Annotated in this window: 14 protein-coding genes; 3 read left to right on the top strand and 11 right to left on the bottom strand. The window is 74.5% G+C overall.

Annotated features, from left to right (window positions below; all coding sequences use genetic code 11):
* Positions 1-39: 39 nt before the first annotated feature.
* Genes ACHZ99_RS15030 through ACHZ99_RS15015 form a run of 4 tightly spaced genes read right to left on the bottom strand, consistent with a single transcriptional unit; the run spans position 40 to position 8,099 of the window.
* Positions 40-1,701, bottom strand: a complete 1,662-nt coding sequence (locus ACHZ99_RS15030; RefSeq protein ID WP_420305061.1) for a hypothetical protein — start codon at positions 1,699-1,701, stop codon at positions 40-42.
* Entirely contained in the window at positions 1,688-6,397 is a 4,710-nt protein-coding gene (locus ACHZ99_RS15025) for an SDR family NAD(P)-dependent oxidoreductase (protein WP_420305060.1), read from the bottom strand. Before ACHZ99_RS15025 ends, ACHZ99_RS15030 begins: the two co-directional genes overlap by 14 nt.
* Before the next feature lie 9 nt (positions 6,398-6,406).
* Complete coding sequence (locus ACHZ99_RS15020; RefSeq protein WP_420305059.1) at positions 6,407-6,802, bottom strand: SCP2 sterol-binding domain-containing protein; 396 nt, start codon at positions 6,800-6,802, stop codon at positions 6,407-6,409.
* A gap of 37 nt (positions 6,803-6,839) precedes the next feature.
* Positions 6,840-8,099 (bottom strand): cytochrome P450, encoded by a 1,260-nt coding sequence (locus ACHZ99_RS15015; protein WP_420305058.1) that lies wholly within the window; start codon positions 8,097-8,099, stop codon positions 6,840-6,842.
* 267 nt (positions 8,100-8,366) lie between these two features.
* On the opposite strand from ACHZ99_RS15015, the gene ACHZ99_RS15010 reads away from it, so the two are divergent.
* Complete coding sequence (locus ACHZ99_RS15010) at positions 8,367-9,092, top strand: thioesterase II family protein (protein ID WP_420305057.1); 726 nt, start codon at positions 8,367-8,369, stop codon at positions 9,090-9,092.
* Positions 9,093-9,120: 28 nt separating this feature from the next.
* Here the strand turns inward: ACHZ99_RS15010 and ACHZ99_RS15005 are convergent, their stop codons facing one another.
* The 7 genes from ACHZ99_RS15005 to ACHZ99_RS14975 form a co-directional block, all read right to left on the bottom strand.
* Positions 9,121-10,902: an acetyl/propionyl/methylcrotonyl-CoA carboxylase subunit alpha gene (locus tag ACHZ99_RS15005; RefSeq protein ID WP_420305056.1), complete on the bottom strand. Its 1,782-nt coding sequence runs from the start codon at positions 10,900-10,902 to the stop codon at positions 9,121-9,123.
* A 22-nt stretch (positions 10,903-10,924) separates the two neighbouring features.
* A complete protein-coding gene (locus tag ACHZ99_RS15000) occupies positions 10,925-11,143 on the bottom strand; it encodes an acyl-CoA carboxylase epsilon subunit (RefSeq protein ID WP_420305055.1) in 219 nt (72 codons plus the stop codon).
* A complete protein-coding gene (locus ACHZ99_RS14995) occupies positions 11,140-12,714 on the bottom strand; it encodes an acyl-CoA carboxylase subunit beta (protein WP_420305054.1) in 1,575 nt (524 codons plus the stop codon). The genes ACHZ99_RS15000 and ACHZ99_RS14995 overlap by 4 nt, the downstream gene beginning before the upstream one ends.
* Positions 12,715-12,771: 57 nt before the next feature.
* The gene (locus tag ACHZ99_RS14990) at positions 12,772-14,520 is read right to left on the bottom strand and encodes a fatty acyl-AMP ligase (RefSeq protein ID WP_420305053.1); all 1,749 of its coding nucleotides are present in this window, start codon (positions 14,518-14,520) and stop codon (positions 12,772-12,774) included.
* Between the two features lie 121 nt (positions 14,521-14,641).
* Positions 14,642-23,359 carry a beta-ketoacyl synthase N-terminal-like domain-containing protein gene (locus tag ACHZ99_RS14985; protein WP_420305052.1) on the bottom strand — a complete coding sequence of 2,906 codons (8,718 nt, stop codon included), beginning with the start codon at positions 23,357-23,359 and terminating at the stop codon, positions 14,642-14,644.
* Complete coding sequence (locus ACHZ99_RS14980) at positions 23,356-24,702, bottom strand: NAD(P)/FAD-dependent oxidoreductase (RefSeq protein WP_420305051.1); 1,347 nt, start codon at positions 24,700-24,702, stop codon at positions 23,356-23,358. Before ACHZ99_RS14980 ends, ACHZ99_RS14985 begins: the two co-directional genes overlap by 4 nt.
* Positions 24,703-24,738: 36 nt before the next feature.
* The gene (locus tag ACHZ99_RS14975) at positions 24,739-25,005 is read right to left on the bottom strand and encodes an acyl carrier protein (RefSeq protein ID WP_420305050.1); all 267 of its coding nucleotides are present in this window, start codon (positions 25,003-25,005) and stop codon (positions 24,739-24,741) included.
* Between the two features lie 398 nt (positions 25,006-25,403).
* Between ACHZ99_RS14975 and ACHZ99_RS14970 the strand changes: the two genes are divergently transcribed.
* Both ACHZ99_RS14970 and ACHZ99_RS14965 read left to right on the top strand, forming a co-directional pair.
* Positions 25,404-26,144 carry an ABC transporter ATP-binding protein gene (locus ACHZ99_RS14970; protein ID WP_420305049.1) on the top strand — a complete coding sequence of 247 codons (741 nt, stop codon included), beginning with the start codon at positions 25,404-25,406 and terminating at the stop codon, positions 26,142-26,144.
* The gene (locus ACHZ99_RS14965) at positions 26,145-26,879 is read left to right on the top strand and encodes an ABC transporter permease (RefSeq protein ID WP_420305048.1); all 735 of its coding nucleotides are present in this window, start codon (positions 26,145-26,147) and stop codon (positions 26,877-26,879) included. It begins immediately after the preceding gene.
* Positions 26,880-26,903: the final 24 nt, after the last annotated feature.

Genomic DNA, 26,903 nt, shown 5'->3' with positions numbered 1-26,903 from the left:
AGGGCGCCGCCCGCCTCCCGGGACCCGCTCGGCCCTCGCTCAGGCGCGGGGCTTCCCCTTGCCGCGGACGCCGTACGACAGCACCAGGCGCCGGACCTCGGGCGGCGCCTTCCGGACCCAGCGCAGCGTGCGCAGCCGGTTGCGGAACCTGAGGGCGTACTCCCGGTCCCACGGGTTGCCGAAGCCGTAGACCGGCGGGATGAAGGACTCCGCGCGGATGTGCTCGAAGATCCGGGCGGCGGCCCGGGCCGGTGTCAGCCGGCCGTCGCGGGCGGCCTCGCACTCCGCGGCGGTCCGGTCCAGCAGCGCGTCGTAGAGCGCGAGGGGCTGGTGCGACCGCCCGGCCTCGGGGTCCCGGCTGCGCAGGTCCTCGTCCGCGGTCGGGCGGTCCCCGGCGCGCAGGTACTTGGTGCCCCGCTTGAGGGTCAGCGCGTCCACCATGGTGCCCAGGAGCCAGACCCGGGAGACGGCGTTCCACAGCATGAAGTCCGCGGAGGCGGCGTAGGCCATGGCGGTCAGCCGGTCCTGCCGGCGGGCGATCCCCCGCTGGAGCCGTTCGAGGTAGGCGAACCGGGCGGCGGTGAAGTCCCCGTCCCGCACCATCTCCAGCAGATCGTTCGCGGCGGTGAAGACCACCTGTGCCGAGGTGTACAGGTCGTGGCCCAGCAGCGGTGCGCTGTCCGCGGCGGCCCGGTCCAGCAGGAGCATCCGGTCCGCGGCCATGACCGACGCCTGCCAGGGAACGTTCTCCGCGTGCCACTCGCGCACCGGCGAGGCCGACTCGAACTGGGCGGCCACGGAGGGAAAGCGCGCCACGTGCGACGTCAACTCCGCCCAGTCGCCGTCTCCCGCCGGATGGCGCCGGGCGTCGAGGCACAGCTCCACGCTGGTCAGCGCCCCGGGCTCCGGCCGGTCGCCCTGATTGCGCAGCGGCGTGACGCGGAGCCAGCCGCCGTCGAAGAGGTGGTGCAGGGTGCCCTGGCACCAGGGGCGGGAGCGGTCCAGGCGGGGGACGACGTCGTCGTACGGCCGCACGTCGCGCGCGTGCGCGCCGATGATCCGGGTCGGCGGCCCCTCGGGCTCCCGGGTGGCCCCCAGGGCCTCGGCCACCGCGGGTTCCGGCCCGTCGGTGGCGACGACGCAGCGGGCCCGGAGCTCCTCCCCGGACGCCAGCACCAGCCGTACCTTGTCGCCCTCGTCGACGGCCTTCACCACCCGGTCCGAGCCGTGGACCCGCGCGCCGTGGCGCTCCGCGACGGTCAGCGCCCAGGCGTCGACCTCCGGCCGGTAGTAGACGCTGTCGCCGTGCTCGGACGGCACGTTGAACTGCAGGGCGTGGGCCCGTTCGTGCGGCTGCCCGGCCGTGTGGTGGGCGAAGCCGAAGGTGCGCTGTGCGCCGCTGCCCCCGGAGACCTCCTCGCGTACCCGCTGGGCGACGGCGAGGGCCCCGATCTCGGGGACCTGGAAGCGTTCGGCGATCAGCTCGTAGAAGAAGGACGTGCCGGGGACGCTCAGTTCCCCCGAGTGCGGGCGGACGGGGCCGTCCGGGCCGAGCACCAGGACGCTCGCGCCGCCCCGGGCCAGGGCCGCGGCCAGCATGCCCGCGGTGAGGCCGGCGCCGATGACGGCGACGTCGACGGTGGCGTCGGTATCGGCGTCGGCGTGGGCTTCGTTGGCGTCGGCGGTGTCAGGCGGCGTCATGGCGAGTCTCCCCTGGCGCGTCGGTGGTCGGGTCGCCCTCGTGCTGCCGGGCGATCTCGGTGGCCAGCAGGCGCGGCCACCGGGGCGCGGGCTCCTCGAAGAAGGCCCTGGCGTCCAGGCGGACGCCCAGATCGCCGCGGAAGCGGTTGAGCAGCTGTACGACGCCGAGGGAGTCCAGGCCCAGCTCGACGAGGCTGGCGTCCTCCGTGAACTCCTCCGCCGGCAGGCCCAGCTGCTCGGCCAGCCGTTCGCGGAGGTAGTCGCCGAGCGACCGCTCCCGCTCGTCCGGCCCGGCGGCCAGCAACCCGGCCAGGTACCGCCCGCCGTCGCCGTCGCCGGCGCCCGCGAGGTCGTCGCTGATCCGGTCCAGCAGCGGGCGCGGCCGCCGGGACTCCAGCAGGGGTTTGAGCGTCGGCCACACCGCGTCGCAGACCACGGCCTGCGTCGCGCCCTGCGCCAGCAGGTCCGCGAGGTGCCCCAGCGCCGCGTCGGGGGCCAGGGTGCGCAGCCCGTTCGCCTCCAGCCGCCGGAGCAGTTCGTCGCCGCCCAGCCCGCTGGCGACGTGCCACGGGCCCCAGTTGACGCTCAGGCCGGCCAGTCCCCGGCTTCGGCGGTAGGCGGCCAGGGCGTCGAGGAACTGGTTGGCCGCGGCGTACGCGCCGAGGTCCGCCGAGCCCCACACCGACGCGATCGACGACATGCCGACGAAGAAGTCGAGGGGGGCGTCGCCGAGCAGGCGGTGCAGCGTCCAGGCCCCGGTGACTTTGGAGCGCATCACTTCGTGCAGCCCGGCGGGGGTGAGGTCCCGCAGCAGGGCGGCGCCGGCCGTGCCCGCGGCGTGGATCACGCCGCGCAGCGTCCTTCCGGTCTCCTCGACGCCCCGCAGGACGTCGGCCATGGCGGCGGCGTCGCAGACGTCGGCGGCGACCGCGGTCACCGTGGCGCCGCGCCGCTCCAGGGCGCGGACGCGCTCGACGCGCTCGCGCACCGCGGCGGGCAGCCCGGGGTCCTCCCAGGCGGCCCGGTCGGGCAGCCCGGCGCGGCCGGTCAGCACGAGGTGGCGGGCGCCCAGGCCCGTCAGCCAGTCCGCGAGGGTGAGCCCCAGCCCGCCCAGGCCGCCCGTGATGAGGTACGCGGCGTCCTCGCGGACCACCGGCGGGGCGGGCGCGGCCGAGGCCGCGGCCGGGACGAGGCGCGGGACCAGCCGGGCACCGCCGCGCAGCGCGACCGCGTCGTCGTGGCCGGGACCGAGGATCTCGGCGGTGAGCCGGTCCGCCTCGCGCTCCGCGTCGCCCGCGGCCGGGTCGAGGTCGACGCCTCCGCCCCACAGCTCGCTGTGCTCCAGCGCGATGACCTTGCCGAGGCCGTCCAGCGGGGCGGCGGCCAGCCCCTCGGGGCGGTCGGCCGCGGCCGTGCCGCGCGCGCCCCGGGTGACCAGCCACAGCCGCGGCGTTCCGGCGGTGCCGTCGGTGAGCTCCTGGACGAGGTGCAGGACGCTCTCGGCGCCGAGCCGCTGGGCGTTGTCCAGGTCGAGCGGGGTCGCCTGGCCGGCGGGCGGCACGTCCAGCGCCCAGAGGTGGACGACGCGGTCCAGCGGGCCGAGCGAGCGCAGCAGGGCGCGCAGCGCCTCCCCGTCGCCCGGCGGAACCCGGTGGACGGTCCCGGTGGCGCCGGCCCCGGCGGTGTCCGGGGCGTCGGCGGGCACCGCGAGGTGGCACTCGCCGCCCAGCCGGGTCAGCCTGCCGGCGAGCCGGTCCGCCAGCCCCGACCCGTCGGCCAGCAGCAGCGTCCGGCCGGGGGCGGGGCCGCCCGGCGCCGGGGCCGTCGCCGGGCGGGTGGCCTCCCAGCGGATCTCGTAGCGCACGGAATCGCCCGCCGGGGCGGCGGCCCGGCCCGGCCGGGGCCCGCCGCCGCGGTCCGCGACGGCGTCGTACGCCTCGTGCTGGAACGGGTAGGTGGGCAGGTCGGCGCAGGAGGCCGGGCCCGTGCCGTGGAGCGCGGACCAGTCCACGGCGGCGCCGTGCTCGTAGAGGAGGCCCAGGCCCGTCAGCATCCCGGCCGCCTCCGGGCGGCCCCGGCGGATCGACGGCACCCACATGAGGTCGGCGTCGCCCAGCGCGGCGGCGCCCAGGCCGAGCAGGGTCCGGCCCGGCCCGGCCTCGACGAACGCGGTGACGCCGCTGTCGTACAGGGCGCGCATGCCGGGGGCGAAGCGGACGGGCTCCCGGGCGTGGCGGGACCAGTAGCCGGGTGCGGCCAGGGTCTCGGGCGTCGCGGGTTCTCCGGTGAGGTTCGACACCAGGGGGACGGCCGGCGCGGCGTGGGGCGTGGCGGCCGCCGCCCGGTCCAGCTCGCCCAGCACGCCGTCGAGCAGCGGCGAGTGGAAGGCGTGGGAGACCTTCAGCCGCTTGGGGGCGACGCCCCGCTCGGTGAGCTCCGCCACGATCTCGTCCACGGCGTCGGCCGCGCCCGACAGCACCGTCGACCCGGGGCCGTTGACCGCGGCGATCGACACCCGGCCGGCCCGCCCCTCGGCGGCGTGGACGGCCTCCGCGGCCGCTTCCTCGCCCAGCGGCACGGCCACCATGGCGCCCGGCGCGGTCACCGACGCCATGAGCCTGCCGCGCAGCTCGACCAGGCGGACGGCGTCCTCCAGCGACAGGACGCCGGACACGCAGGCCGCCACGTACTCGCCGACGCTGTGGCCCATCACGGCGGCGGGCTCGACGCCCCAGGACCGCCACAGCTCGGCGAGGGCGTACTCCACGGCGAAGAGCGCGGGCTGTGCCCAGGCGGTGTCCTCGGCCGAGCGCGGCGCGGACAGCAGCTCCGCCGGCCGGGTGCCCAGCAGTTCGGCGCAGTTCTCCAGCGCCTCGCGGAACGCCGGTTCGCCGCGGTGGAGTTCCAGGCCCATGCCGGCGTACTGGGCTCCCTGCCCCGGGAACAGGAACGCCACCTTGGCGCGGTGTTTGGGCAGGGCACGGCGGGCCCGCGGCGCGCCGACGCCCTGGGCCAGCTCGGCGAGCCCGCGGGCGAGCCCGGCGGTGTCGCCGGCGACGAGGGAGGTCCGCACCCGGTGGTGGTCGCGGTGGCGGGCGGCGGCGCGTGTCAGCGTCTGGGGCGGCACGTCGGGCCGGTCCTTGAGGTAGGCGGCCCACCGGTCGGCGAGGTCGCGCAGGGCGGCCTCGGAGTGGGCGGACAGCGGGAGCAGGTGGGCCGGGCGGACGTCCGCGGCCGGGGCGGGCTCCGGGGCCGGCTCGTCCCGCTGGGCCTCGCCGCCCGTGCGGGCCGGGGCCTGTTCGATCACCAGGTGGGCGTTGGTGCCGCTGGCGCCGAAGGAGCTGAGCCCGGCGACGCGCGGCCCCTCGCGCGACGGCCAGTCGGTCAGCCCGGTGGCCACTTCGAGCCGCATGGCGCGCCAGTCGACATTGGGGTTGGGGCGGGTGAAGTGCAGGCTGGGCGGGACGCGGCCGTGCCGCACGGCCAGCAGCACCTTGATGAGGCCGGCGATGCCCGCCGCGGCCTCCAGGTGGCCGATGTTCGTCTTCACCGACCCGACGTACACGGGGGCGCCCCCGGCGGCGGAGCCGCCGTCCGCCAGAACCGTGTCCAGGGCCCGGAGTTCGACGGGGTCTCCCAGCGGTGTCCCGGTGCCGTGGGCCTCGACGTACCCGATCCGGCCCGGTTCGACTCCGGCGTCCCGCAGGGCGTCGCGGATGACGTCCTGCTGGGCCGGGCCGTTGGGGACGGAGATGCCGCTGGCGCGCCCGTCGTGGTTGACGGCGGTGCCGCGGATGACGGCCAGGATGTCGTCGCCGTCGCGCTCGGCGTCCGACAGCCGCTTGAGGACCACGACGCCGCAGCCCTCGCCCCGGGCGTAGCCGTCGGCGGAGGCGTCGAAGGTCTTGCAGCGCCCGTCCGGGGACACCGCCCGGGCCTTGCTCACCAGGACGAAGCCGTAGGGGGAGAGGATGACGTTGACGCCGCCGGCCAGGGCCAGGTCGATGTCCCCGGAGCGCAGCGCCGTGGCCGCCTGGTGGACGGCGACGAGCGAGGAGGAGCAGGCGGTGTCGACGACCTGGACCGGCCCGCGCAGGTCGAAGGTGTGGGCGACGCGTCCGGCGATGAAGCTGGACTCGCCGAGGAGCTGGTAGGGGTCGATGGACTCGGGCGTGCCGAACTCCTGGCGCAGCCGCACGTAGTCGTTGGTGCTCGCGCCCATGTAGACGCCGGTGCGGCTGCCGCCGAGGGAGCCCGGGGGGATGCCGGCCCGTTCCAGCGCCTCCCAGGTGACCTCCAGGGCGAGCCGCTGCTGCGGATCCATGCCCGCCGCCTCGGGCGGGGAGATGCCGAACAGCTGGGCGTCGAATCCGGTGACGTCCGGCAGGTAGCCGGCGTCGAGGACGTACGCCTTCGCGGGGGCCTCGGGGTCGGGGTCGTAGTACGGTGCCGCGTCCCCCCGCTCCGCGGGAAAGGGGCCGATGGCGTCGACGCCGTCGGTCAGCAGGCGCCACATGCTCTCCGGGTCGGACACCCGCCCCGGGAAGCGGCATCCGGCACCGACGATCGCCACCGGTTCCCGGGCGGCCCGCTGCCGTTCCTCCAGCGCGTTCCGGAGCACCGAGATGGTGCCGAGGGCCTTGGCCAGCTCCTCGCGGTAGTCCGGGGCGCCGCCGGCGGGTACCAATGACGTCATGAGGCCCTCTCAGTACTCGGTGATGGTCCGCAGCTCCGCCATCAGGCCCTGGAATTCACCGGACTGCATGAGCGGCAGCATCGACATGAGCTTTCCGATGTTCCCGCTGGCCCGCAGCCTGCCCGTCATGAAACCGGCGGACGGGTGCAGTTTTCCCTGCTGCACGCGGACGCTGTTCTTGTAGGCGGCGGAAATCGTGAAGGTGGGGGTGCCGGCGTCTCCGAGCCGGGCCTCCTCGATACGCCCCCGCACGATGCGGAAGTAATACCGGACCTCGTCGCCCACGGGTGTGTCGCGGATGACGTACTGCACCGTGATGTTGATTTTCTCGCGTTCCGGGAGCAGTTGTCCCCGCTTCTCCACCTCCGTGAAGAACTCCGGGGTCAGGAACTGGACCTTGGACAAGAGAGTGCTCCTCTTCGGTGGTTTTCCGGCGGTGGGGTCACCTGCTGGTCAGGGCGACCTTGAGCGACTCGAAACCCCGCATCGTCACGCGCGGCTGGTGGACGGGCTCCTCGACGACCTCGATCGAGGAGAAGCGGTCGAGCATGGCGTTGAGCGCGATGCCGATCTGCTTGTGGGCCATGGCCCATCCCACGCAGTGGTGGATTCCGGCGCCGAAGGAGAGGTGGGCGATGTTCGGCCGGGTGATGTCGAAGCGGTCCGGGTCGGGGAACTGCTCCGGGTCGCGGTTGGCGCTGCCCAGGATCGCGATGATCGTCTCCTGCGGCGGGATCACGGCGCCGCCCAGCTCCAGCGGCTCGAACGTCATGCGGGCGTTGATCTGGATCGGCGGGTCGTAGCGGAGCACCTCTTCCACGGTGTTGTGGACCAGGTCGCGGTTCTCCCGCACCAGTTCCAGCTGATCCGGGTGGCGGGTCAGCTGGAGCACCATGCCGGTGATGGTGTTGGTCGAGGTCTCGAAGCCCGCGGAGACGAGCATGTTGCAGAAGGTCATCAGCTCGTCGGCGCTCAGCTGGCCGGCCTCTTCGAGCTCGATGAGCGCCGAGATCAGGTCGTCCTGCGGGTCGGCGCGCTTCTTGGCGATGAGCTCGGCGAAATACTTCTGGGTGAACTCCATGCCCTCGTCGGCGTCGAGGAGTTCGTCGGCCGTCAGGCCGATCTCGAACGTCCTCTGGAACGCCTGCATGGGCTCGCGCAGCGCCGGTGCCTCGTCGCGGGGCACGCCGAGCAGGGTGGTGACGGTCGCCAGCGGCAGGGGGAAGGCGAACTCGTTGAGGATGTCGCCGCCGCCGGCCGCGGCCAGCGGGTCCAGGTACTCGTCGACCAGGTCCCTCATGGTCTGGTCCATGGCCTCCACGCGGCGCGGCGTGAAGGCGTGGTTGACCGCCTGGCGCAGCCTGGTGTGCTCGGGGGGGTTGTACCAGAGCAGACCGGAGGCCATGCGGCGCAGGGAGGCGTGCTCGTTCCACTCGCCGCCGAACCGGCCGCCCATGAAGAGCTCCGCGTCCCGGCCGACCTTCTGGTTCCGCAGCACCTCGTTCACCAGCGCGTAGGGGGTGACGATCCAAAAGCCCATCTGGCTCTTGTAAACGGGCGCCTTCTTCCGCAATTCCGCGTAGAGCGGATACGGGTCCTCGTGACCCTCCGGGCTGAGCAGCAGCTGCGCCAGGAGGGTGTCGGCCTCTTCCGTCAGCTTCTCGTCGGCGGAAAGCGTCCCGCCATCTGTCATGTCTGCCATGGGCGCTCCTGGAGCGACGTGCGGCCGGGGGGAATGTGTGTCGAGTCCGCGTTCCCCCCAGACAGTAGTCAGGCCCGCAACACCCGTCTTCGTTCCGATGGATGAACTGTGCCTCATCCTTTTTCCCACCCTGGCACCTGCGGCCCATACCGACCGGTACTCGGAGCGGAAATCGGCGCGGCCCCCGGGCCGGGCGGTGCGCGGCGGGGGCCGCGCCTTTAGGATCCAGGCGGATGTGCCCCGCCGCGAAACCCGAGGGAGTTTCCCGTGAAGCAGTCCGGCCTGACGCTGTACTGCCTGCCGTACGCGGGCGGCGGAGCCGTGGCCTACCGGCCGTGGATTCCCGGCCTGTCCGGCACGGCCCGGGTCCGCCCGCTGGAGCTGCCCGGCCACGGCGAGCGCAGGACGGAGGCGTTGCTGTCCGACAAGGACACCCTCGTCAAGGACATCGCCGACCGGATACGCGCGGAACAGCCGGACAGCTACGCGCTGTACGGCCACAGCCTCGGCGCCCTGCTCGCCTTCGAGGCCGCCCACGCGCTGGCCGGCCCGGCGGGTCCGCGCGCGCTGCTGGTGTCCGGCCGCAACGGGCCGGCCCTGCCGCATCCGGTGTCCCCCCTCCACCGGCTCCCCGCCGACGAGTTGCTGCGGCATCTGTACGCCCTCGGCGGCGTTCCCTGGGAGTTGCTCAACACCCCCGAGGTCGCGGACCTGTTCCTGCCGGCGATCCGCGCGGATCTGAAGATCGCCGAGGACTACCAGCGGCCCGGGGTGGGGCCGCTGGACTGCCCCGTCTGGGCGGCGGCGGGCGACGACGACCCCCTCGCGGATCCGGTGGGGCTGCGCGCATGGGCGCGGGAGACGAACGCCGGGTTCACCATGACGACCGTCCCGGGCGGGCACATGCCGCTGGATCAGCCGGCGTTCGTCGCGGAGATACGCGCGTTCCTGCGGCGGTTGACGTCTCCCCCGCCCCCGCGGCCGGGCGGCTGACAGGGACGGGGGACGCGGGGAGCCGGTCTCAGTCCGTGATCTGGCAGATGACGGCGCCGGAGGAGAGGGAGCCGCCGGCTTCGGCCTTCAGGTTGGCGACCGCGCCGGTGCGGTGGGCGTGGATCGGCTGCTCCATCTTCATGGCTTCGAGGACCACGATCAGCTCGCCCTCGGTGACCTTCTGGCCCTCGGTCACGGCGACCTTGACGACGGTGCCCTGCATGGGTGAGGTCAGGGTGTCGCCGGGAGGGGCCGCCGTGCCGCGCCGGGCGGTGCGGCGGCGTCGCGCGGGCGCGGCGCCCCCCGCGGGGGCGGTGTGCGCCAGCGGCGTCGCCAGCGACGACGGCAGCGAGACCTCCAGGCGCTTGCCGCCGACCTCGACCACGACCGTCTCGCGCGTCACGCCCTCCTCGCCCTCGGCTCCGGCCCCGCCGTCCGCGCCGCCGAACGGCTCGATGGTGTTCGCGAACTCCGTTTCGATCCAGCGGGTGTGGACGGAGAACGGCTCGACCGCGGAGTCGGGCGCGAACGCCGGGTCCCGTACGACGGTGCGGTGGAAGGGCAGGGCCGTGGCCATCCCGGCCACCGTGAACTCGTCCAGCGCGCGTGCCGCGCGCTGGAGCGCCTGCTGCCGGGTGGCGCCGGTGACGACCAGCTTGGCCAGCAGCGAGTCCCACGCCGGGCCGATCACACTGCCCGCCTCCACGCCCGCGTCCAGCCGCACCCCCGGACCCGCCGGCGGGTCGAACGCCGTCACGGTGCCCGGTGCGGGCAGGAAGTTGCGCCCGGGGTCCTCGCCGTTGATACGGAACTCCAGGGAGTGACCCCGCACCGGCGGGTCGCCGTAGCCCAGCTCCTCGCCGTCGGCGATCCGGAACATCTCCCGCACCAGGTCGATGCCCGTGACCTCCTCGGTCACCGGGTGCTCCACCTGAAGACGGGTGTTGACCTCCAGGAACGAGATCGTGCCGTCCCGGCCGACGAGGAACTCACAGGTACCCGCACCCTCGTAACGCGCCTCTTTGAGGATCGCCTTCGACGCGCGGTACAGCTCGGCGTTCTGCTCCGGCGACAAGAACGGCGCCGGCGCCTCCTCCACCAGCTTCTGGTGGCGGCGTTGCAGCGAGCAGTCGCGGGTGGAGACGACGACGACGTTGCCGTGCTTGTCGGCCAGGCACTGCGTCTCGACGTGCCGGGGGCGGTCGAGGTAGCGCTCGACGAAGCACTCGCCGCGGCCGAACGCGGCGATGGCCTCGCGCACCGCCGACTCGTACAGCTCCGGGACCTCTTCGAGGGTACGGGCCACCTTCAGCCCCCGCCCGCCGCCGCCGAACGCCGCCTTGATGGCGATCGGCAGCCCGTGCTCCTCCGCGAACGCGGTCACCTCCCCGACCCCGCCGACCGGGTCCTTCGTCCCCGCGACCAGCGGCGCCCCGGCACGCTGGGCGATGTGCCGCGCCGACACCTTGTCGCCCAGGTCACGGATCGCCTGCGGCGGCGGCCCGATCCAGACCAGCCCCGCATCACGGACCGCCTGCGCGAACCCGGCGTTCTCCGACAGGAACCCGTACCCGGGATGCACCGCGTCCGCACCCGAGTCGGCCGCCGCCTTGAGCACCTTCTCCATGTCCAGATAGCTGGCCGCCGGCGTGTCACCGCCCAGCGCGAACGCCTCGTCGGCGGCCCGGACGTGCACGGCGTCGCGGTCCGGCTCCGCGTACACGGCGACGGCGGCGAGACCCGCGTCCCGGCACGCCCGGGCGATGCGGACGGCGATTTCGCCGCGGTTGGCGATGAGCACCTTGCGCACGATGACTCCCTCTTCTCCCCGTTTACCAGGCACTGTCGCGCCACACGCCGGCGCCGCGCAGCGTCGGCTGACCGGTCATCAGGTCGCTCCGGCGGCTCCACCGGCTCCGGTGCCGGTCGTCCGCCGCGGGGCCGGCGCCGACCGCGGCGGTGCGGGCCACGGCCGCCAGGGCGAGCACGACGGCGGCCACCTCCTCGGGCGTGGGCCCGCCGGACACGTGGATGAGCGCGGTGTCGGTCACAGCGGCAGGTTCCCGTGCTTGCGCGGCAGCCGCGTCCTGCGCTTGTCCCGCATCGTCTCCAGGGCCAGGGCCACCTGCCGCCTGGTCTCGTGGGGCATGATGACCGCGTCCACGTATCCGCGTTCCGCCGCGATGTACGGGTGGCACAGGGTGCGTTCGTACTCCTCGCGGATCGCCGTGCGGGCCTGCTCCGGGTCGTCGGACTCCTCGATCGCGCGCCGGTAGAGCACGCTGACCGCGCTGTCGCCGCCCATGACGGCGATCTCGGCGGTCGGCCAGGCCAGGCTGACGTCCACGCCGAGGTGCTTGGAGCCCATCACCGCGTAGCCGCCGCCGTACGCCTTGCGGGTGATCACGGTGACCATCGGCGTCGTGGCCTCGGAGTAGGCGCAGCCGAGCTTGGCCCCCCGCCGGATGATGCCGTTGCGCTCCTGGTCCTGCGAGGGCAGGTACCCGGGGACGTCGGCGAACGTGACGATCGGGACGTGGAAGGCGTCGCACATGCGGATGAAGCGGGCCGCCTTCTCGCTGGCCTCCAGGTCGAGCGCCCCGGCCAGGTGCGAGGGCTGGTTGGCCACGACCCCCACCGACCGGCCCTCGATCCGCCCGAAGCCGCAGATGATGTTGGGGGCGTACAGCGGCTGGATCTCCAGCAGCTCGCCGTCGTCCAGCACGGTGTGCAGCACGCGGAACATGTCGTAGGGCTGGTTGACCTCATCCGGGATGAGCGTGTCCAGGTCGAGGTCCTCCCGGGTGGGCTCGGACGGGGCCTCGGCCGGGTACCTGGGGGGCTCGGTCATGTTGTTCGACGGCAGGTAGCTGAGCACCTGCCGGGCGTACTCCAGCGCGTCCTTCTCCTCCGTGGCGAGGTGGTGGGCCGACCCCGTGACCGCGTTGTGGAGCCGGGCGCCGCCCAGCTCCTCCCGGTCGACGCGGTGGCCGGTGACGGTCTGGAGGACCTCGGGGCCGGTGACGAACATGTGCGAGGTGCCCTCGACCATGATGATGATGTCGGTCACCGCCGAGGCGTACACCGCGCCCCCGGCGCACGACCCCATCATGAGCGAGATCTGCGGGATGACGCCCGAGGCGTCCACGTGCCGCTTGGCGAACTTCGCGTAGTAGGCGAGGGCCACCACCCCCTCCTGGATGCGCGCCCCGCCGGAGTCGTTGATGCAGACGATGGGGCAGCCCGTCTCGATGGCCAGGTCCATGACCTTGATGACCTTCTCGCCGAACACCTCGCCCAGGCTGCCGCCGAGCACGGTCGCGTCCTGCGCGAAGACGCAGACCTTGCGGCCGTCGATCATGCCGGAGCCGGTCACCACGCCGTCGCCGTAGGGGCGCTTCTTCTCCATCCCGAAGTCGTGGCAGCGGTGCCGGGCCAGGGCGTCGAGTTCGACGAACGTGCCCGGGTCGAGCAGCAGGTCGATGCGTTCGCGAGCGGTCAGTTTCCCCCGGGCGTGCTGCTTGTCGCGGGCCGCTCCCGTCGACTGGGCGGTGAGCGCTTCCCTGCGCTCACGGAGCTCCGCCAACTGCCGTGCGGTACGCCCGGTTGTGGTTGTCGCCACGTGCGTCTCCCGTAGGTCCGTGAAGGGGTGTGACTGCCTGGGGCTGCTCGGTCGGGGTCAAGCCGGGGTCAGCCGGCCGTCCAGGTAGAGCCGGCGGCACAGCCGCCGCTGCACCTTGCCGCTGGACGTCACGGGCAGTGAGCCGCGCCGCACCACCACCACGTCGTCCACCGCGAGCCGCTGCCCCTCGTGGACGGCGGCCCGGACACGCGCGCGCAGCGTCGCGGCCCCGGTCGCGCGCAGCGTCCTGCCGCCGGCCTCGACGATGACGACCAGCCTCTCGGCCGTACCGTCGTCCACCGCGAAGGCGGCGCAGGAGTTGGGGTGCAGCCCGGGGTCGCACCGCTCGACGGAGAGTTCGATGTCCTGGGGATAGAAGTTCCGTCCCCGGTACACGACGAGGTCCTTCTGGCGCCCGGCGACGTACAGCTCCCCGTCGTGGAGGAAGCCCAGATCGCCGGTGCGCAGGTGGGGGCCCTGGTGTTCCGCGCCCGCGATCCAGGCGTGGAACACCGTGCCGGTCTCGGCGGGCCGGCGCCAGTAGCCCTGGGCCACGCTCGGGCCGCAGAGCCATATCTCCCCGACGCGGCCGTGGGGGCACGGGCGCCCGGTGTCCGGGTCGACGATGCGCACCCGGGTCTCCTGGACGGGTATCCCCGTGCTCACCAGCTCCACGACGCTGCCGGGCTCCCCCGCGCCGAGCACGATCTCCACCCGGTTCTCGGCCAGGGCTCCGGCGTGCACCCGCAGCACGGAGGGCTCCTGGTCCGGGCGGCTCCCGGTGGCCTTCAGGGTGTTCTCCGCCAGGCCGTAGCAGGGGCACATGGCGCGCGGATCGAAGCCGTGGGGGCCGAACACCTCCGCGAACGCGCGGACGGTGGGCTGCCGTACCCGCTCGGCGCCGTTGCCCGCCAGCCGCCACGACGACAGGTCGATGCCGCTGAGGTCCCGGCCCGCGCGCGCCGCGCGGACGCACAGCTCGAACGCGAAGTTGGGGCCCGCCGAGTGCGTGCCCCGGAACCGGGAGACGGCCCGCAGCCAGCGCAGCGGGTCGCGGACGAACGCCTCCGGGGCCATGACGTAGGAGGGGATCCCGGCCCACAGCGGCAGCACGATGCCCTTGACCATGCCCATGTCGTGAAAGAACGGCAGCCAGGAGACGACGGCTCCGTCCGGCCGGCACGGCCACAGGGCGTCGATCTCGCGGGCGTTGCCGAGGAAGTTGGCGTGGCTGACCATCACCCCCTTGGGGTCGCCGGTGGAACCGGAGGTGTACTGCAGGAGCGCGACGTCGACGGGCAGGGGGCGGGGCGCCGGGGCCGTCCCGGCGGGCGGCGGGACGTCGGTGGCGACGACGGTGAGGCCCTTCATCGCGGGCGCGTCCCCGAAGCTCTCCATCAGGTCGTCGCGCACCGCGGCGGTGGTGAGGACGATGCCGGTGCCCGCGTCGTCCGCGATCCTGCGCATGCGCTCCACGCCGGTCACGCGCCGGGGGACCTGCACGGGCGCGGCGGGCACCCCCGCGTGCATGCAGCCGAAGAGGGTGCGGATGAACTCCAGCCCCGACGGGTACAGCAGGACCACGGGTGTGCCCCGCTCGGCCGTCCGGGCGAGCAGGCCGGCCCGTTCGACCGCCGACGCGTGGAGTTCGGCGTACGTCACGGTCTCCGCCGGTTCCTCTCCGTTGGCGAGGAAGACGTACGCGACCTGGTCGGGCTGGGCCGCGGCACGGTGCTGGAGAAGCCCGGGCAGGGTCTGCGCGGACGTGTCCACTCCGGCCGCCTCGGCGGTCTGAACTGCGGTCATCGTCTCCTCCGGAGATGGATGCGGTTCTGGCCGGCTGCGCGTCGGCCACGCGACGGCGCCTCCCGGCCGCGGGTGCCGTCGCGCCGGCGGGTACGGCACGGGCCCGGCCCGGCGCGGGTCCTCACGGCCGCTGCCGGATCAGGGCCTCGACCGCCTCGGTCTCCCGTGCCAGCCGCGCCAGCAGGTCGTCGTCCTCGGGCGGGGCGGCGTCGGGCGGGGCGGCGGCGGGCTCCGGCGCGGGTGCGGGGTCCGGGGCGGCCGGCGGCTCCTGGCCGCCCGGCAACCCGGCCGCCAGGTGGCCCGCGACCGCCTCGCAGGTGGGGTACTCGAACACGAGGGTGGCGGGCAGCGGGACGCCGAGGCGGCGTTCCAGCCTGACCTTCAGCTCCAGCGCCGTCACGGAGTTCACGCCCATCTCGAAGAAGCCCTGCCGCGCGTCGGGTTCGTCGCCGCCGTCCATCCCGAGCACCACGGTCACCTCGTCCAGGACGCACTCCAGCAGCCGCTCCGCGCGGGCGGCGGGGGGCAGCGTCGCCAGGTGCGCGACCAGTTCCCCCTCCCCGGCCCCGGCCGCGGACGCCGAGGCGTCCATCTCGTCGAACAGCGGCCACCGCATGGTCTGCCGGTAGAGGGGGAGCAGCAGGCTCCAGTCCGCGGACGCGGCCAGGACCTCGTGGAGACCGAGGTCCACGGCGGCGTCCAGCAGCTCGACGGCGGCGGCGGGGTCGAGCGGCTCAAGGCCGCCGCGTACCAGCCGCGCCCGGGCGTCGGCGCTCAGCAGGTCCAGCCCGTCCCACGGCGTCCAGGCGACGGCGGTCACCGGGCGGCCGAGCGCGCGGCGCCGGCCGGCGAGGGCCGTGAGCATCCCGTCCACCGGCGCCTGGGCCTCGGCGCCGAGCGCCCCCCAGTGCGAGGCCGCCGAGCCGAACACCGCGAAGAGGTCGAGTTCCGTCCCGGTGTCCGCGCACGCCTCGTGCCACGCCCAGGCGCCGCGGGCCCGGTCGCGGAGCGCGCGCGACAGCGCCTCGGCGTCCGGCTCGCCGCCGCTCCACGGCTCCCACTCGGCGCCCAGCCAGACGAGCCCCGCCACCGGGCGTCCGCCGCCGGCGGCCTTGTCGAGAACGGCGCGCACGTGGGCGGCGTCGGCCCGGGCGCTCACCGTCAGCACCTCCCCCGCGCCGCGCGCGTGGAGCCAGTCGCGGACGTGGCCGGCCAGCCGGCTGTCGGCGCCGGCCACGAGGTAGGTGCGCCCGGGGTCGAGCCGGACCGGGTCGAGTACCGGGGGCGGTGCGGCGGCCCGGGTGACGCGCGCCACCAGCCGCGTGCCGCCGCGCAGCGCCACGTGGTCCTCGCCGTCGCCGGACAGCGCCTCGGCCAGGACCGCGTCGGCGTCGGCGTCGGCGGCGGCGGTCGCGGCGCCCGGACGGGCCGGGTCGAGGTCCAGGGTGCCGCCCCAGGCACCGGGGCGGCGGAGGCCGATCACGGTGGCCGTCTGCCGCACGGCGGCGTGCAGCGGGGCGGCCCGGTCCGTCGCGTCGACCGCCACCGCGCCGCGCGTGACGTGCCAGACGGGTGACGCGCCGACGGCGGCGAGGGGGTGCATCGCGGCGCAGGCCCGCGCCGCGGCGTCGGCCTCCTGCTCCCCCGGTGCGTCGGCGGGCAGGTCGAGCGGCCACAGGTGGAGCACGGCGCGGCAGCCCGGGCCCTTCGCCAGGTCCCGCCAGGCCGCCTCGGCGCGGCGCACGTCGTCCGCCGCCGGCCCGTCGGTGCCGGTCGCGGGGACCAGCCGGCAGGGCAGGCCGCGTTCGTCGAGCCGCCGCGCCAGGGCGTCGGCGACGCCCGTGCGGTCGGCCAGCACGAGCAGTTCGCCGTCGCGCGGGTGGGCCGCCCGGGTGTCGTCCGGGGGGTCGGTGTCCTCGCTGCCGGGCGGCGCCGGCGTCAGGGAGCGCTCGCGCCACGCCGTGCGGTAGAGCCGGTCGGCCACGCGGTCGCGCTCCTCCTCGGCGAGCACGCGCCCCGGCGGCGGGGCCAGCCGCACGCCGCGGGCGTCGGCGACCGGGTGGCCGGTCTCGTCGGTGATCCACACGTCGGCGAGCATCCCGTGCTCGTCGTCCCGCAGGACCCGGGCGCCGATCCGCACGCGCTCGCCGGGGGTGCCGTACACCGTGAGGGACCGCAGGTGCCGGGGCACCCGGTCGGCCGCGTCCGGGGCGCCGGTCAGGACGGGCAGCCTGAGGGCGAGGTCGAGCAGTTCGGGCGGCAGGTGCCAGCGCAGGGCGGCGGGGCGGCAGCGGACGGCGACCTCGATCTCGGCCGCGTCGCCGCCGCCCTGCCCGGGTGCCGACCACGCCGACTCGGGGACCGGCGCCACCCCGCTGCCCTGGAACGCCCGGAACCACTCCCGCACCGCCGCGGGCACCTCGCCGGGGGTGCGGTCGGTGCCCGGCCCGGGGCGGTCGGCGTCGGCGGTGTTCCCGGCGGCGGCCGGCCGGATACGGCCGGTGGCGGTCTCGCGGTCACCGCCGGGGCGTTCGCCGTGGTCCTGCTCCGCCGCCGCCCCGGCCGTCGCCCGCACCGTGAAGGCGGAGGTGCCGTCCGCGGCGGGGGTCAGCGAGAGCTGGGCGAGTCCGGTGGTGCCGGGCTCCACGACGGGAGCGTGGGAGAGTTCGACGTCCTGAAGCGTCACCGGCCCGCGCCCGCCGCCCTCGTCGGCCGCCGCCAGGGCCATCTCCAGCCACAGGGCGCCGGGCAGGCGCACGGCCCGGTGGCCGGGCGCCACCGGCTGCGCGCCGCAGCTCGCGGCGAGTTCCGGAGGGATGGCCGCCTGGACGACGCGGGCGCCGCCGGGCCCCAGCAGCCGGACGTCCTGGGCGATCAGCGGGTGGCCGGAGCCGCCCGCCGGGCTGAGGGGGGTGCCGGACGCGGCGGGCGCGGCCGTGTGGCGCATCCAGTAGCGCTTGTGCTGCCACACGTACGGGGGCGTGGCCGTGGGACGCGCCGGGGCGGGGTACAGCCACCGCCAGTCGACCGGCTGCCCCCCGGCGTGGAGGGTGCCGAACGCGCTCAGCAGCGCCAGCCGGGAGTCGGTCTTCCGCAGCAGCGAGGGCACGAGCACGCCGTCGACGCCCGCGGCGCTCAGCTCCTGCTCGACGGGGGCCAGTTGGAGGGGGTGCGGCGACAGCTCGACGAAGGTGTCGTAGCCCTCGGTCACCAGGTGGCGTACGGCGTCGGCGAAGCGCACCGGAAGGCGCAGGTTCCGCCCCCAGTAGGCGGCGTCGAGGGTCGTGCCCTCGACGGGGCGGGCGTCGGCGGTGGAGTACATGGGCAGCCTCGGCGCGGCCGGGGTGAGCCCGGCCAGCTCGCTCTCCAACCGGCGGCGCAGCGGCTCCGCCAGCGCGCTGTGCCCGGGCCCGCCGGCCCGGACCGCCTTGAAGAAGACCTTGCCCTCCTTCATGCGCGCGCCGAAGTCGGCCAGCGCCTCGTGGGTGCCGGCGACCACGGTGGAGCTGCTGCTGTTGATGACGGCGACGCTCAGCTGCTCCCCGTAGCCGCGGACGGCCTCCTCGGTGCGCGCGGCGTCCATGCCGACGACGGCCATGCCGCCCCGGTCGGCCAGTTGCTTGAGCAGTTCGCTGCGGCGGACCATGATCTCGGCGGCCTGCTCCAGGGTGAGGGCGCCCGCGCAGAGTGCGGCCGACACCTCGCCCATGCTGTGCCCGACGACGGCCCCGGGGGTCACGCCCGCCGTGCGCCACATCTCGCTCAGGGCGTACTGGAGGGCGAAGACGAGGATCTGCTGGTCGGCCTCCTGGGCGGGCTGCCGCCCGGACTCCAGCGCCTCGCGCACGGACCAGTCGAGGTGCGGTGCCAGCGCCCGGTCGCAGCGGCTCAGGGCGGCGCGGCACACCGGGTCGTCGCTCGCGAGGTCCCGGGCCATGCCGGCCCAGTGGGAGCCGTGGCCGGAGAAGACGAAGACCGGTCCGCGCGCCCGGTCGCGGTCCGCCCGGCCCACGGCGGTGCCCGGCCCGTGCCGGCCCCCAGGGTCGTCGGCGAACGCGGCCAGCCGGTCGGCCAGTTCGTACCGGTCCCGCCCGACGACGACGAGACGGTGGTCCAGGTGGCTGCGCCGCAGCGCCGCCGTCGCGCACAGCCCGGCGAGATCGTCGACGACCGGCCGGTCCGCGGCGCCGGCGAGGTCCTCCTCCTCGGCGGCGCCGGTGCCGGCGGTGAGGGCCGCGTGGTAGGCGCGGGCCTGGTCGGGCAGGGCCGCGGCGGTCGCGGCCGACAGCGGCAGCACGAACGCCGGTACGGCCGGGGCGGTGCCGGCGTCGTCCCGCCCGCGCGGCCGGGGTGCCTCGGCGAGCACCACGTGGGCGTTGGTGCCGCTGAAGCCGAACGCGCTCACGCCCGCGGTGCGGGGGCCGCGGCCGGTCCAGGGCACCAGCTCGGTGGGAACGCGCAGCGGCAGCTCCTGCCAGGGGATGTCGGGGTTCGGCTCGCGGAAGTGCAGGTGCCGGGGGACGGCCTGGTGCCGCAGCGCGAGCACGGTCTTGATCAGACCGGCGATGCCGGAGGCGGCCTCCAGGTGGCCCAGGTTCGTCTTCACCGATCCGACGAGGCAGTCGTCGGCGCCGTCGCGCCGCCCCAGCACGGCCCCCAGGGCGCGCAGCTCGATCGGGTCGCCGAGCGGGGTGCCGGTGCCGTGCGCCTCCACGTAGCCGACGTCGTCCGCGGCGACGCCGCCGTCCGCCAGGGCCGCCCGGAGCAGCGCTTCCTGGGCCGGGCCGTTGGGCACCGTCAGGCCGCTGCTGGCGCCGTCCTGGTTGATCGCCGAGCCGCGGATCACCGCCAGCACCTCGTCGCCGTCGGCCTCGGCGCGCGACAGGGGCTTGAGGATCACGGCCCCGCAGCCCTCGCCGCGGCTGTAGCCGTCGGCGGAGGCGTCGAAGGTCTTGCAGCGGCCGTCCGGCGCGAGGGCTCCGCCCGCCGCGCTGACCCGGTGGATCGTGGGGCTGAGGACGAGGTTGACGCCGGCGGCCACGGCCAGGTCGCTCTCGCCCGAGCGGAGGCTCCGCACCGCCAGGTGCACGGCGACGAGCGAGGAGGAGCAGGCCGTGTCGACGGCGAGGCTGGGGCCGTTGAGTCCCAGCAGGAAGGACAGCCGCCCCGCCGCCGCGGAGAAGGAGTTCCCGATCCCGTAGTAGATGTCCAGGTTGTCGGGGTGCTGGGTGATCAGCTGCCCGTAGTCGTAGGAGTTCATGCCGAGGAACACGCCCGTCCGGGAGCCGGCGAGGTCCCGGGCCGGGGTGCCGGCGTGCTCCAGCGCCTCCCAGGCGACCTCCAGGAAGAGCCGCTGCTGGGGGTCCATGGCGCGGGCTTCGACCGGCGAGATGCGGAAGAAGGAGGCGTCGAAGCCGGCCACGTCGTCGGACAGGAAGCCGCCCCGCCACACCTCGGGCCCCGCCAGCCGGTCCTGGGGCGCCGGTCCCACGGCGTCGACGCCTTCGGTCAGCAGCCGCCAGTAGTCCTCGGGGCCCCGTACGCCGCCGGGCAGCCGGCAGCCCACGCCGATCACCGCGATGGGCTCGGGGCCGGTCGCGGCTTCCGTGGCCCGCGGGCGCACCGGGGCAAGGGCGGCGGAGTCCGGGGTGCGCGCCCCGGGCACGAGCGTGGCGAGGTGCGCCGCCAGCCGTTCGACGGTCGGGTGGTCGAAGGCGACGGTGCGCGGCAGTGCGACACCGAGCGACCGCTCCAGCGACCGGGCCAGCTCCACCGAGCCGAGGCTGTCCATGCCCAGGGCGGCGAAGCCCTCGCGCCGCCGTACGGATCCGCCGGCGAGGCCCAGGACGTCGGCGGCCGCCGCCGCCACCGTGTCGGCCAGGCCGCTGGCGGCTCCCTCGCCCGGGGCCGGGGCCGGAGCGGAGGCCGGGGTCGGGGGTGCGGCCGGGGCGGGGGCGGCGGGCGGCGGCTCTCCGTTCGCGGCGCCGGGGGCGCGCAGCCGCAGGGGTTCGGTCTCCGCGACGAGCCGCCCCTCGGCGTCGTACAGCCGCAGCTCACCCCGAAGTCCGGCGGTGGCGGGGGCGGTGCCTGCCCCGGTGGCGCCGCCGGCGGCGTCGAACCACAGGGGCTCTCCCTGCCAGGGGTACGTCGGCAGGGCGCTGCTGCGGCCCGCGCCGCCGCTCGCGGACGTCCAGTCGGGCGCGACTCCGTGCGTGTAGAGCGTGGCCAGCGCGCCCTTGGCGGTGAGCACGTCGTCCGTGTCCCGGCGCAGCGTCGGGACGACCGCGCCCTCGGCGCCGGCCGCGCGCAGGCACTGGGTGACGGGCTGGGCGAGGACCGGGTGCGGCCCCAGCTCGACGAAGAGCCGATGGCCGGAGTCGACGGCCTCGGCGACGGCCTCGGCGAAGCGGACCGGCCGGCGGACGTTGCGCCCCCAGTGCTCCGCGTCGAAGGCCACAGGGCCGGGCGTGGTGTCACCGGTGGTCGTCAGCACCGGGATGCCGGGCGTGTGCCAGGGCAGGCCGTCGAGTTCGGCGGCGAGCCGGGACGCGGGGTCCGCCATTTGGGGGCTGTGGAAGGGGTGCGTGCCCGGCAGCAGCCGGGTCGTCACCCCGCGGCGGTCCAGTTCCTCGCGGAACTCCTCGACCGCCGCGGGGACTCCGGACACCACCACGGAGCCGGGGCTGTTCACGGCGGCCAGCGCCAGCCGGTCGCCGTAGGGTTCGAGCAGCCCGGCGACGTCGGCCTCGCCGAGCGCCACCGCGGCCATCAGCCCCTGGCCGGCGGACGGCGCCAGCAGCCGGCCGCGGTGCACGATGACGCGGGCCGCGTCCGGCAGCGTCAGCGCGCCGGCGACGTGGGCGGCGGCGATCTCGCCCATGCTGTGACCGACGACGGCCGTGGGCACGATCCCCCAGGACCGCCACAGCGCGGCGGCGGCGGCCTGGACGGAGAAGATCACGGGCTGGGCGATCTCGGTGTCCGCGAGCCGGGAGTCCGGCTCGTCGCGGAGGAGTTCGTCGATGACGGACCACCCGGCGAGTTCGCGCACCGCGTCGTCGCACTCGCGCAGCGCCGCGCCGAACGCCTCCTCCCGCGCCAGCAGCTCTCTCCCCATGCCGGGCCACTGGCTGCCCTGGCCGGAGAAGAGGAAGCACACGCCGGGAACCGGGGAGTCCGGGTCGTCGCGGCCGCCGTGCGCCACGCCGGGGGCGGGCTCGTCCTCCAGGAACGCGTCGAGTCCGGCGGCCAGTTCGCCGGTCGTCCGGCCGGTCACCGCCAGGCGGTGCCGCGCGTGGTGGGAGCGGCGCACGGCGGCGGTGTGGACGTACGCGGCCGCCTCGTCGTCCGTGCCGGCGGCCGGCCCGCGCAGCCGGTCCCGGTGCCGGGCGGCGAGCTCGCGCAGCGCCTCACCGGAGCGGGCCGAGACCGGCAGCAGGAACGACCCGCCCTCGCGGGAGGGGTTTTCTTCGCGGCCCGCCCGGGCCGGCTCGGGCCGGGGCGGCGACTCGACCACCACGTGGGCGTTGGTGCCGCTGAGGCCGAACGCGCTGGCTCCGGCCACCCGGTGCCGGGGGTCGCCGGGAAAGTCGGTGAGCTCCACGGGTACGCGCACCGGCCAGCGGTCCCAGGGGATCGCCGGGCTCGGGGTGCGCAGGTGGAGGTGCGGGGGGATCCGGCCGTGCCGCACCGACAGGGCCGCCTTGAGCAGCCCGGCGGCGCCGGCCGCGCCGTCGGTGTGCCCGAAGTTGGTCTTCAGCGAGCCGACGAGCAGGGGGTCGTGCCCGGACCGGCCCTCGCCCAGCACGGAGGCGAGCGCGGACATCTCGATCGGGTCGCCGAGCGGCGTGCCGGTGCCGTGGGCCTCGACGTATCCCACCTGGCCGGGTTCGAGACCGGCGCCGGCGAGCGCCTGGCGCAGCAGCGCCTGCTGGGCCGCGCCGTTGGGCGCGGTGAGGCCGGCGCTGGCGCCGTCGTGGTTGACGGCGGAGCCGCGGATGACGGCGATCACGTCGTCGCCCGCCGCGAGAGCGTCGGACAGGCGTTTGAGGACCAGGACGACGGCGCCGTCGCCGCGTACGATGCCGTCGGCCGAGGCGTCGAACGTCTTGCAGCGGCCGTCCTTGGACATGGCGCCGATCTGGCACATGAAGACGTTCAGGTCCGGGGACAGCAGCAGGTTCACCCCGCCGGCCAGCGCGGCGTCGCACTCACCGGCCAGCAGGCTCTGGCGTGCCAGGTGCACGGCGACGAGCGAGGAGGAGCACGCGGTGCTCAGCGACAGGCTCGGGCCGTGGAACTGGAGCAGGTAGGACAGCCGGCCGGAGTGGAAGCTGGGCTCCTTGCCCGAGGCGTACCACGGGTCGACCCCGCCCATGCCCGCCTGCCGGGAGTGGAGCAGGGTGTAGTCCATCCCCAGCCCGCCGACGTAGACGCCGGTGCGGCTGCCCGCCAGCTCCGCCGGCACGAGGCCGGCGTTCTCCAGGGCCTCCCAGGCGACTTCGAGCATCATGCGGTGCTGGGGGTCGATCTGCCGGCTCTCCCGGGGCGAGATGCCGAAGAAGGCCGTGTCGAAACGGGTCTCGCCCTCGATGAACCCGCCCCAGCGCGAGTACATCCGGCCGGCGGTTCCGGCGTCGGGGCTGTAGTACCGGTCGACGTCCCACCGGGTCGGCGGAACCTCGGTGATGACGTCGGTGCCGGAGGTGAGGGCCCGCCAGAAGTCGTCCGGACCGGAGATGCCGCCGGGGAATCGGCATCCCGCACCGACGAGGGCGATCGCCTCGTCGTCGGTGCGGCCGCCCGCCGGTGCCTTGGTGGACTGCCGGCGCCCCTTCACAACATCGCGGCCATGCTCGGCGCGGACAGGTTCCCCAGGTGCTGGTGCCACAGGTGGTCGGGGTTGTCCTCGACGACCCGGACGAACTCCCGCATGGCCGTGAGCGCCTTGGGCTCGGCGTCGTCGTAGACGTCGCCCTGGAGCATCTTCAGCACGTCGAGGCGATACCTCGGGTCCTGCACGAACGCGGTGAACAGGATGTTGAGGCGGTAGTAGATGGAGATGAACTCGTACCAGTTGCGCACGCCGCGGCGCAGCGTCTGCTCGTACGTGGCGAACCTGGGCTTGCTGAAGTCGCCCGCCTCGGCCGCGGCGATGATGTCCTTGCACGCCAGCCGGGCGCTGTTGAGCGCGACGCTCACCCCGCTGGAGAAGATCGGGTCGACGAAGCGCGCGGCGTCGCCGACGAGGACGAAGCCGTCGCCGACGATCTCCTTCATGCCGTAGCTGTAGTCGCCCTCGGTCTTCAGCGGCCGGACCTGGGTGGCCTGCTCCAGGGCCTTGCGGAGCGCCGGCCGGCTGCCCAGGCAGTCCCAGAAGAACCCGTCGAGGTCGTCCTTCGCCGCGCGCACGTGCTTCTTCTGCGTCACCACGCCGACGCTGGTGATGGTGTCCGTGATGGGGATCTGCCAGACCCAGGTGTCGGTGATGGGAAGGAAGTGGATGAAGATGTAGTCGGCCTTGTCCTTGTCGTGGGCCAGGGCCGTGCGGTCGAGGTCGTCGAACCAGGTGTGGATCGCGTACTGGTTGAATACGGGATCCGGCACCTTGATTTTCTCCTGGCGGCCGAGGAAGGTGCCCCGCCCGCTGGCGTCCACCACCATGTTCACCGTGACGGTGGCGTCCTTCTTTCCCAGCGGCAGGTGAATGACCGGCCGGTCGCCGGAGAAGTCGACGCGGCGGACGCGCATCCCCTCGAAGACCTTGGCGCCCTGCGCCATGGCGTGCTGGAGGAGAAGCAGGTCGAACTGCCCGCGGTCGACGTGGTAGGTGTAATCCTGAAGCACGCCGGCCTGGTCGCGCTCGTTGAACTCGATCTCGGCCGCGCCGAGGCCGTGGGAGAGCCCCTGGAATCCCAGCCTCGGAATGTCGTCCGAGGCGGCCGAGGTCCAGGCGGCGCCGAACTTCCGGGGAAATCCGGCCTTGTCGATCAGGTCGATCGCGCCGATGTCGCGCAGCACCGGAGTGGTCGCCGGGACAAGGGACTCACCGACGTGCTCCCTGGGGAAGTTCTCGGCCTCGAACACCGCCACGGACAGCCCGGCGCGGGCCAGGTAGGACGCCGCGGTGGACCCCGCCGGCCCGCCGCCGATGATCCCGATGTCGTAGTCGACCTCCGGCATGGAAACCCGTTCCTCTCGTTTGACGGCCTTGTCGGATCACTTGACCGGACAGGACCGGCCCGATGACTCTTCCCGTATGGAGAGCACGAACCTGGTGATGACGTCCAGGTTCTTGAAGTTCGATCCGACGATCTTCTCCGGCGGCACGAACACCCCGTAGTGAGACTGGATGTGGCCGATCAGCTCGGTGGTGTTGAGCGAGGTGAGGATGCCCAGTTCGAGGAGTGGCGCGGTGGGTTCGATACCGCTCTCGCCCGTCGGAAGAAAGCGTTCCTCCACGTAGACGGTAAGCTCCTTCAGCACTTCCTCGTATCCGTCGGATAGCCGATTCTGCTGTGTCATAGGTCCGCCCCGGACTTCGCCTGGACTGTTTTCATGGCAAGCCGAGGCTAGCAATCCGCACCTGACGAGTTCTTCGGTCCCGGTGATGAATTGGCCCCGGCCCGGACCGCCGCGGTTGCCCCCCTGAGAAGGAGGCTTCGTCACAAAGAACGAGGGCGCGCGGCCCCTTTTTGGGCCGTTCGTGGCACCGCCGGGGCAACAGGGGTCTCCTGCCCGGAAGGTCCTGTCCGGAGGGTCCTGTCCGGGCGTCCGGCACCACCGGAGTCCGGCGATGGCGTCAGGTCCCTGGTCCTCCCGGAGGAATTCACTTAGCATTGAATTCCGCGAGCCAAGTCACTCCGAGTCACAAGAAGGGCAACATGGAGACCGCCATCGAGGTCCGCGACCTCACAGTCGTGCGCGGCGCACGCGAGGTGCTGCACGGCATCAGCACCGACGTGCCGCGCGGCGTCATCACCGGGCTGCTCGGGCCGAGCGGCAGCGGCAAGACCACGCTCTTCCGCGCCATCGTGGGCGTGCAGATCGTCAGCTCCGGCACCGTGACGGTCCTGGGGGAGCCCGCCGGCTCGGCCGAACTCCGGCGGAAGGTCGGCTACTTCACGCAGTCACCCAGCGTGTACACCGACTTGACCGTGCGGGAGAACGTGCGGTACTTCGCCAGCCTCCACGGCCTCGGCGCGAAGGACGCGGAGAGCGTGATACGCGAGGTCGGCCTCGCCGAGCAGGCCGGGCAGGAGGTCCGGACCCTCTCGGGCGGCCAGCACAGCCGGGCCTCGCTCGCCTGCGCCCTGGTCACCCGGCCCGAGGTGCTGGTGCTCGACGAGCCGACCGTGGGCCAGGACCCCGTGCTGCGCGAGGAGTTGTGGGAACGCTTCCGTGATCTGGCGAGCCGGGGGGCCACGCTGGTGGTGTCCAGCCACATCATGGACGAGGCCAACCGCTGCGACGGTCTGGTCCTCATCCGGGAGGGGGCGATCGTCGCCGAGGGAGCCCCCGACGAGATCAAGTCCCGGACGGGCACGGACGACCTCGACCAGGCGTTCCTGCGGCTGGTGCGCGCGCAGGACGCCGAGGGCGGGCGCGGGAAGGAGGTGGCCTGAGTGTCCGTCGCGATCCTGGCCAGCACCACCGGCCGCATCCTGCGCCAGTTGCGGCACGACCGCCGCTCCATCGGGCTCCTCATCGGCGCCCCCGTGCTGCTGATGACCCTGCTGTACTTCATGTTCGAGGACGGAGGGATGTTCGACGAGGTCGTCGTCATCGTGCTGGGCCTCTTCCCGTTCCTGCTGATGTTCCTCGTCACCAGCATCGCGATGCTGCGTGAGCGCACCTCGGGCACGCTGGAGCGGCTGTTCACCACCCCGGTGGGCAAGCTCGACCTCCTCTTCGCCTACGGGCTGGCCTTCGGCCTGGCCGCGGCCGTGCAGGCGACCGTCGGCGCCACCGTCGCGTACCTCTTCCTCGACCTGGACACCGTGGGCAGCCCCGGGTTCGTCGTGCTCATCGCGGTGGCCAACGGGCTGCTCGGCGTCGGACTCGGGCTGCTGTGCAGCGCGTTCGCCCGCACCGAGTTCCAGGCGGTGCAGTTCCTCCCGGTCGTGGTGATCCCGCAGATCCTGCTGTGCGGGCTGTTCGTGCCGCGGGAGGAGATGGCCGGGTGGCTGGAGGTCGTGAGCACCGTGCTGCCCCTGTCCCACGGCGTCGAGGCGCTCCAGGAGGTCGGCCTGCACGAGGATCCCACCACCGTGATGTGGCGGGGGTTCGCCATCGTCGTCGGCGCCGTGGTGCTCGCCCTGGCGCTCGCCGCCGGCACCCTGCGCCGGCGCACGCCCTAGCCCCGGCCGGCCGGCGAGGATCCG

Source organism: Streptomyces sp. MAR4 CNX-425, from assembly GCF_048656465.1.
Lineage (GTDB): Bacteria > Actinomycetota > Actinomycetes > Streptomycetales > Streptomycetaceae > Streptomyces.
Note: the sequence above shows the minus strand (reverse complement) of the source record. Positions and strands in the feature narration are given on the sequence as shown.

What these genes read in the sequence shown, in the direction of transcription:
- ACHZ99_RS15030 (WP_420305061.1), bottom strand. Translation starts at nt 1,701, where the DNA reads ATGACGCCGCCTGACACCGCCGACGCCAACGAAGCCCACGCCGACGCC.
- ACHZ99_RS15025 (WP_420305060.1), bottom strand. Translation starts at nt 6,397, where the DNA reads ATGACGTCATTGGTACCCGCCGGCGGCGCCCCGGACTACCGCGAGGAG.
- ACHZ99_RS15015 (WP_420305058.1), bottom strand. Translation starts at nt 8,099, where the DNA reads ATGGCAGACATGACAGATGGCGGGACGCTTTCCGCCGACGAGAAGCTG.
- ACHZ99_RS14990 (WP_420305053.1), bottom strand. Translation starts at nt 14,520, where the DNA reads ATGACCGCAGTTCAGACCGCCGAGGCGGCCGGAGTGGACACGTCCGCG.
- ACHZ99_RS14980 (WP_420305051.1), bottom strand. Translation starts at nt 24,702, where the DNA reads ATGCCGGAGGTCGACTACGACATCGGGATCATCGGCGGCGGGCCGGCG.
- ACHZ99_RS14970 (WP_420305049.1), top strand. Translation starts at nt 25,404, where the DNA reads ATGGAGACCGCCATCGAGGTCCGCGACCTCACAGTCGTGCGCGGCGCA.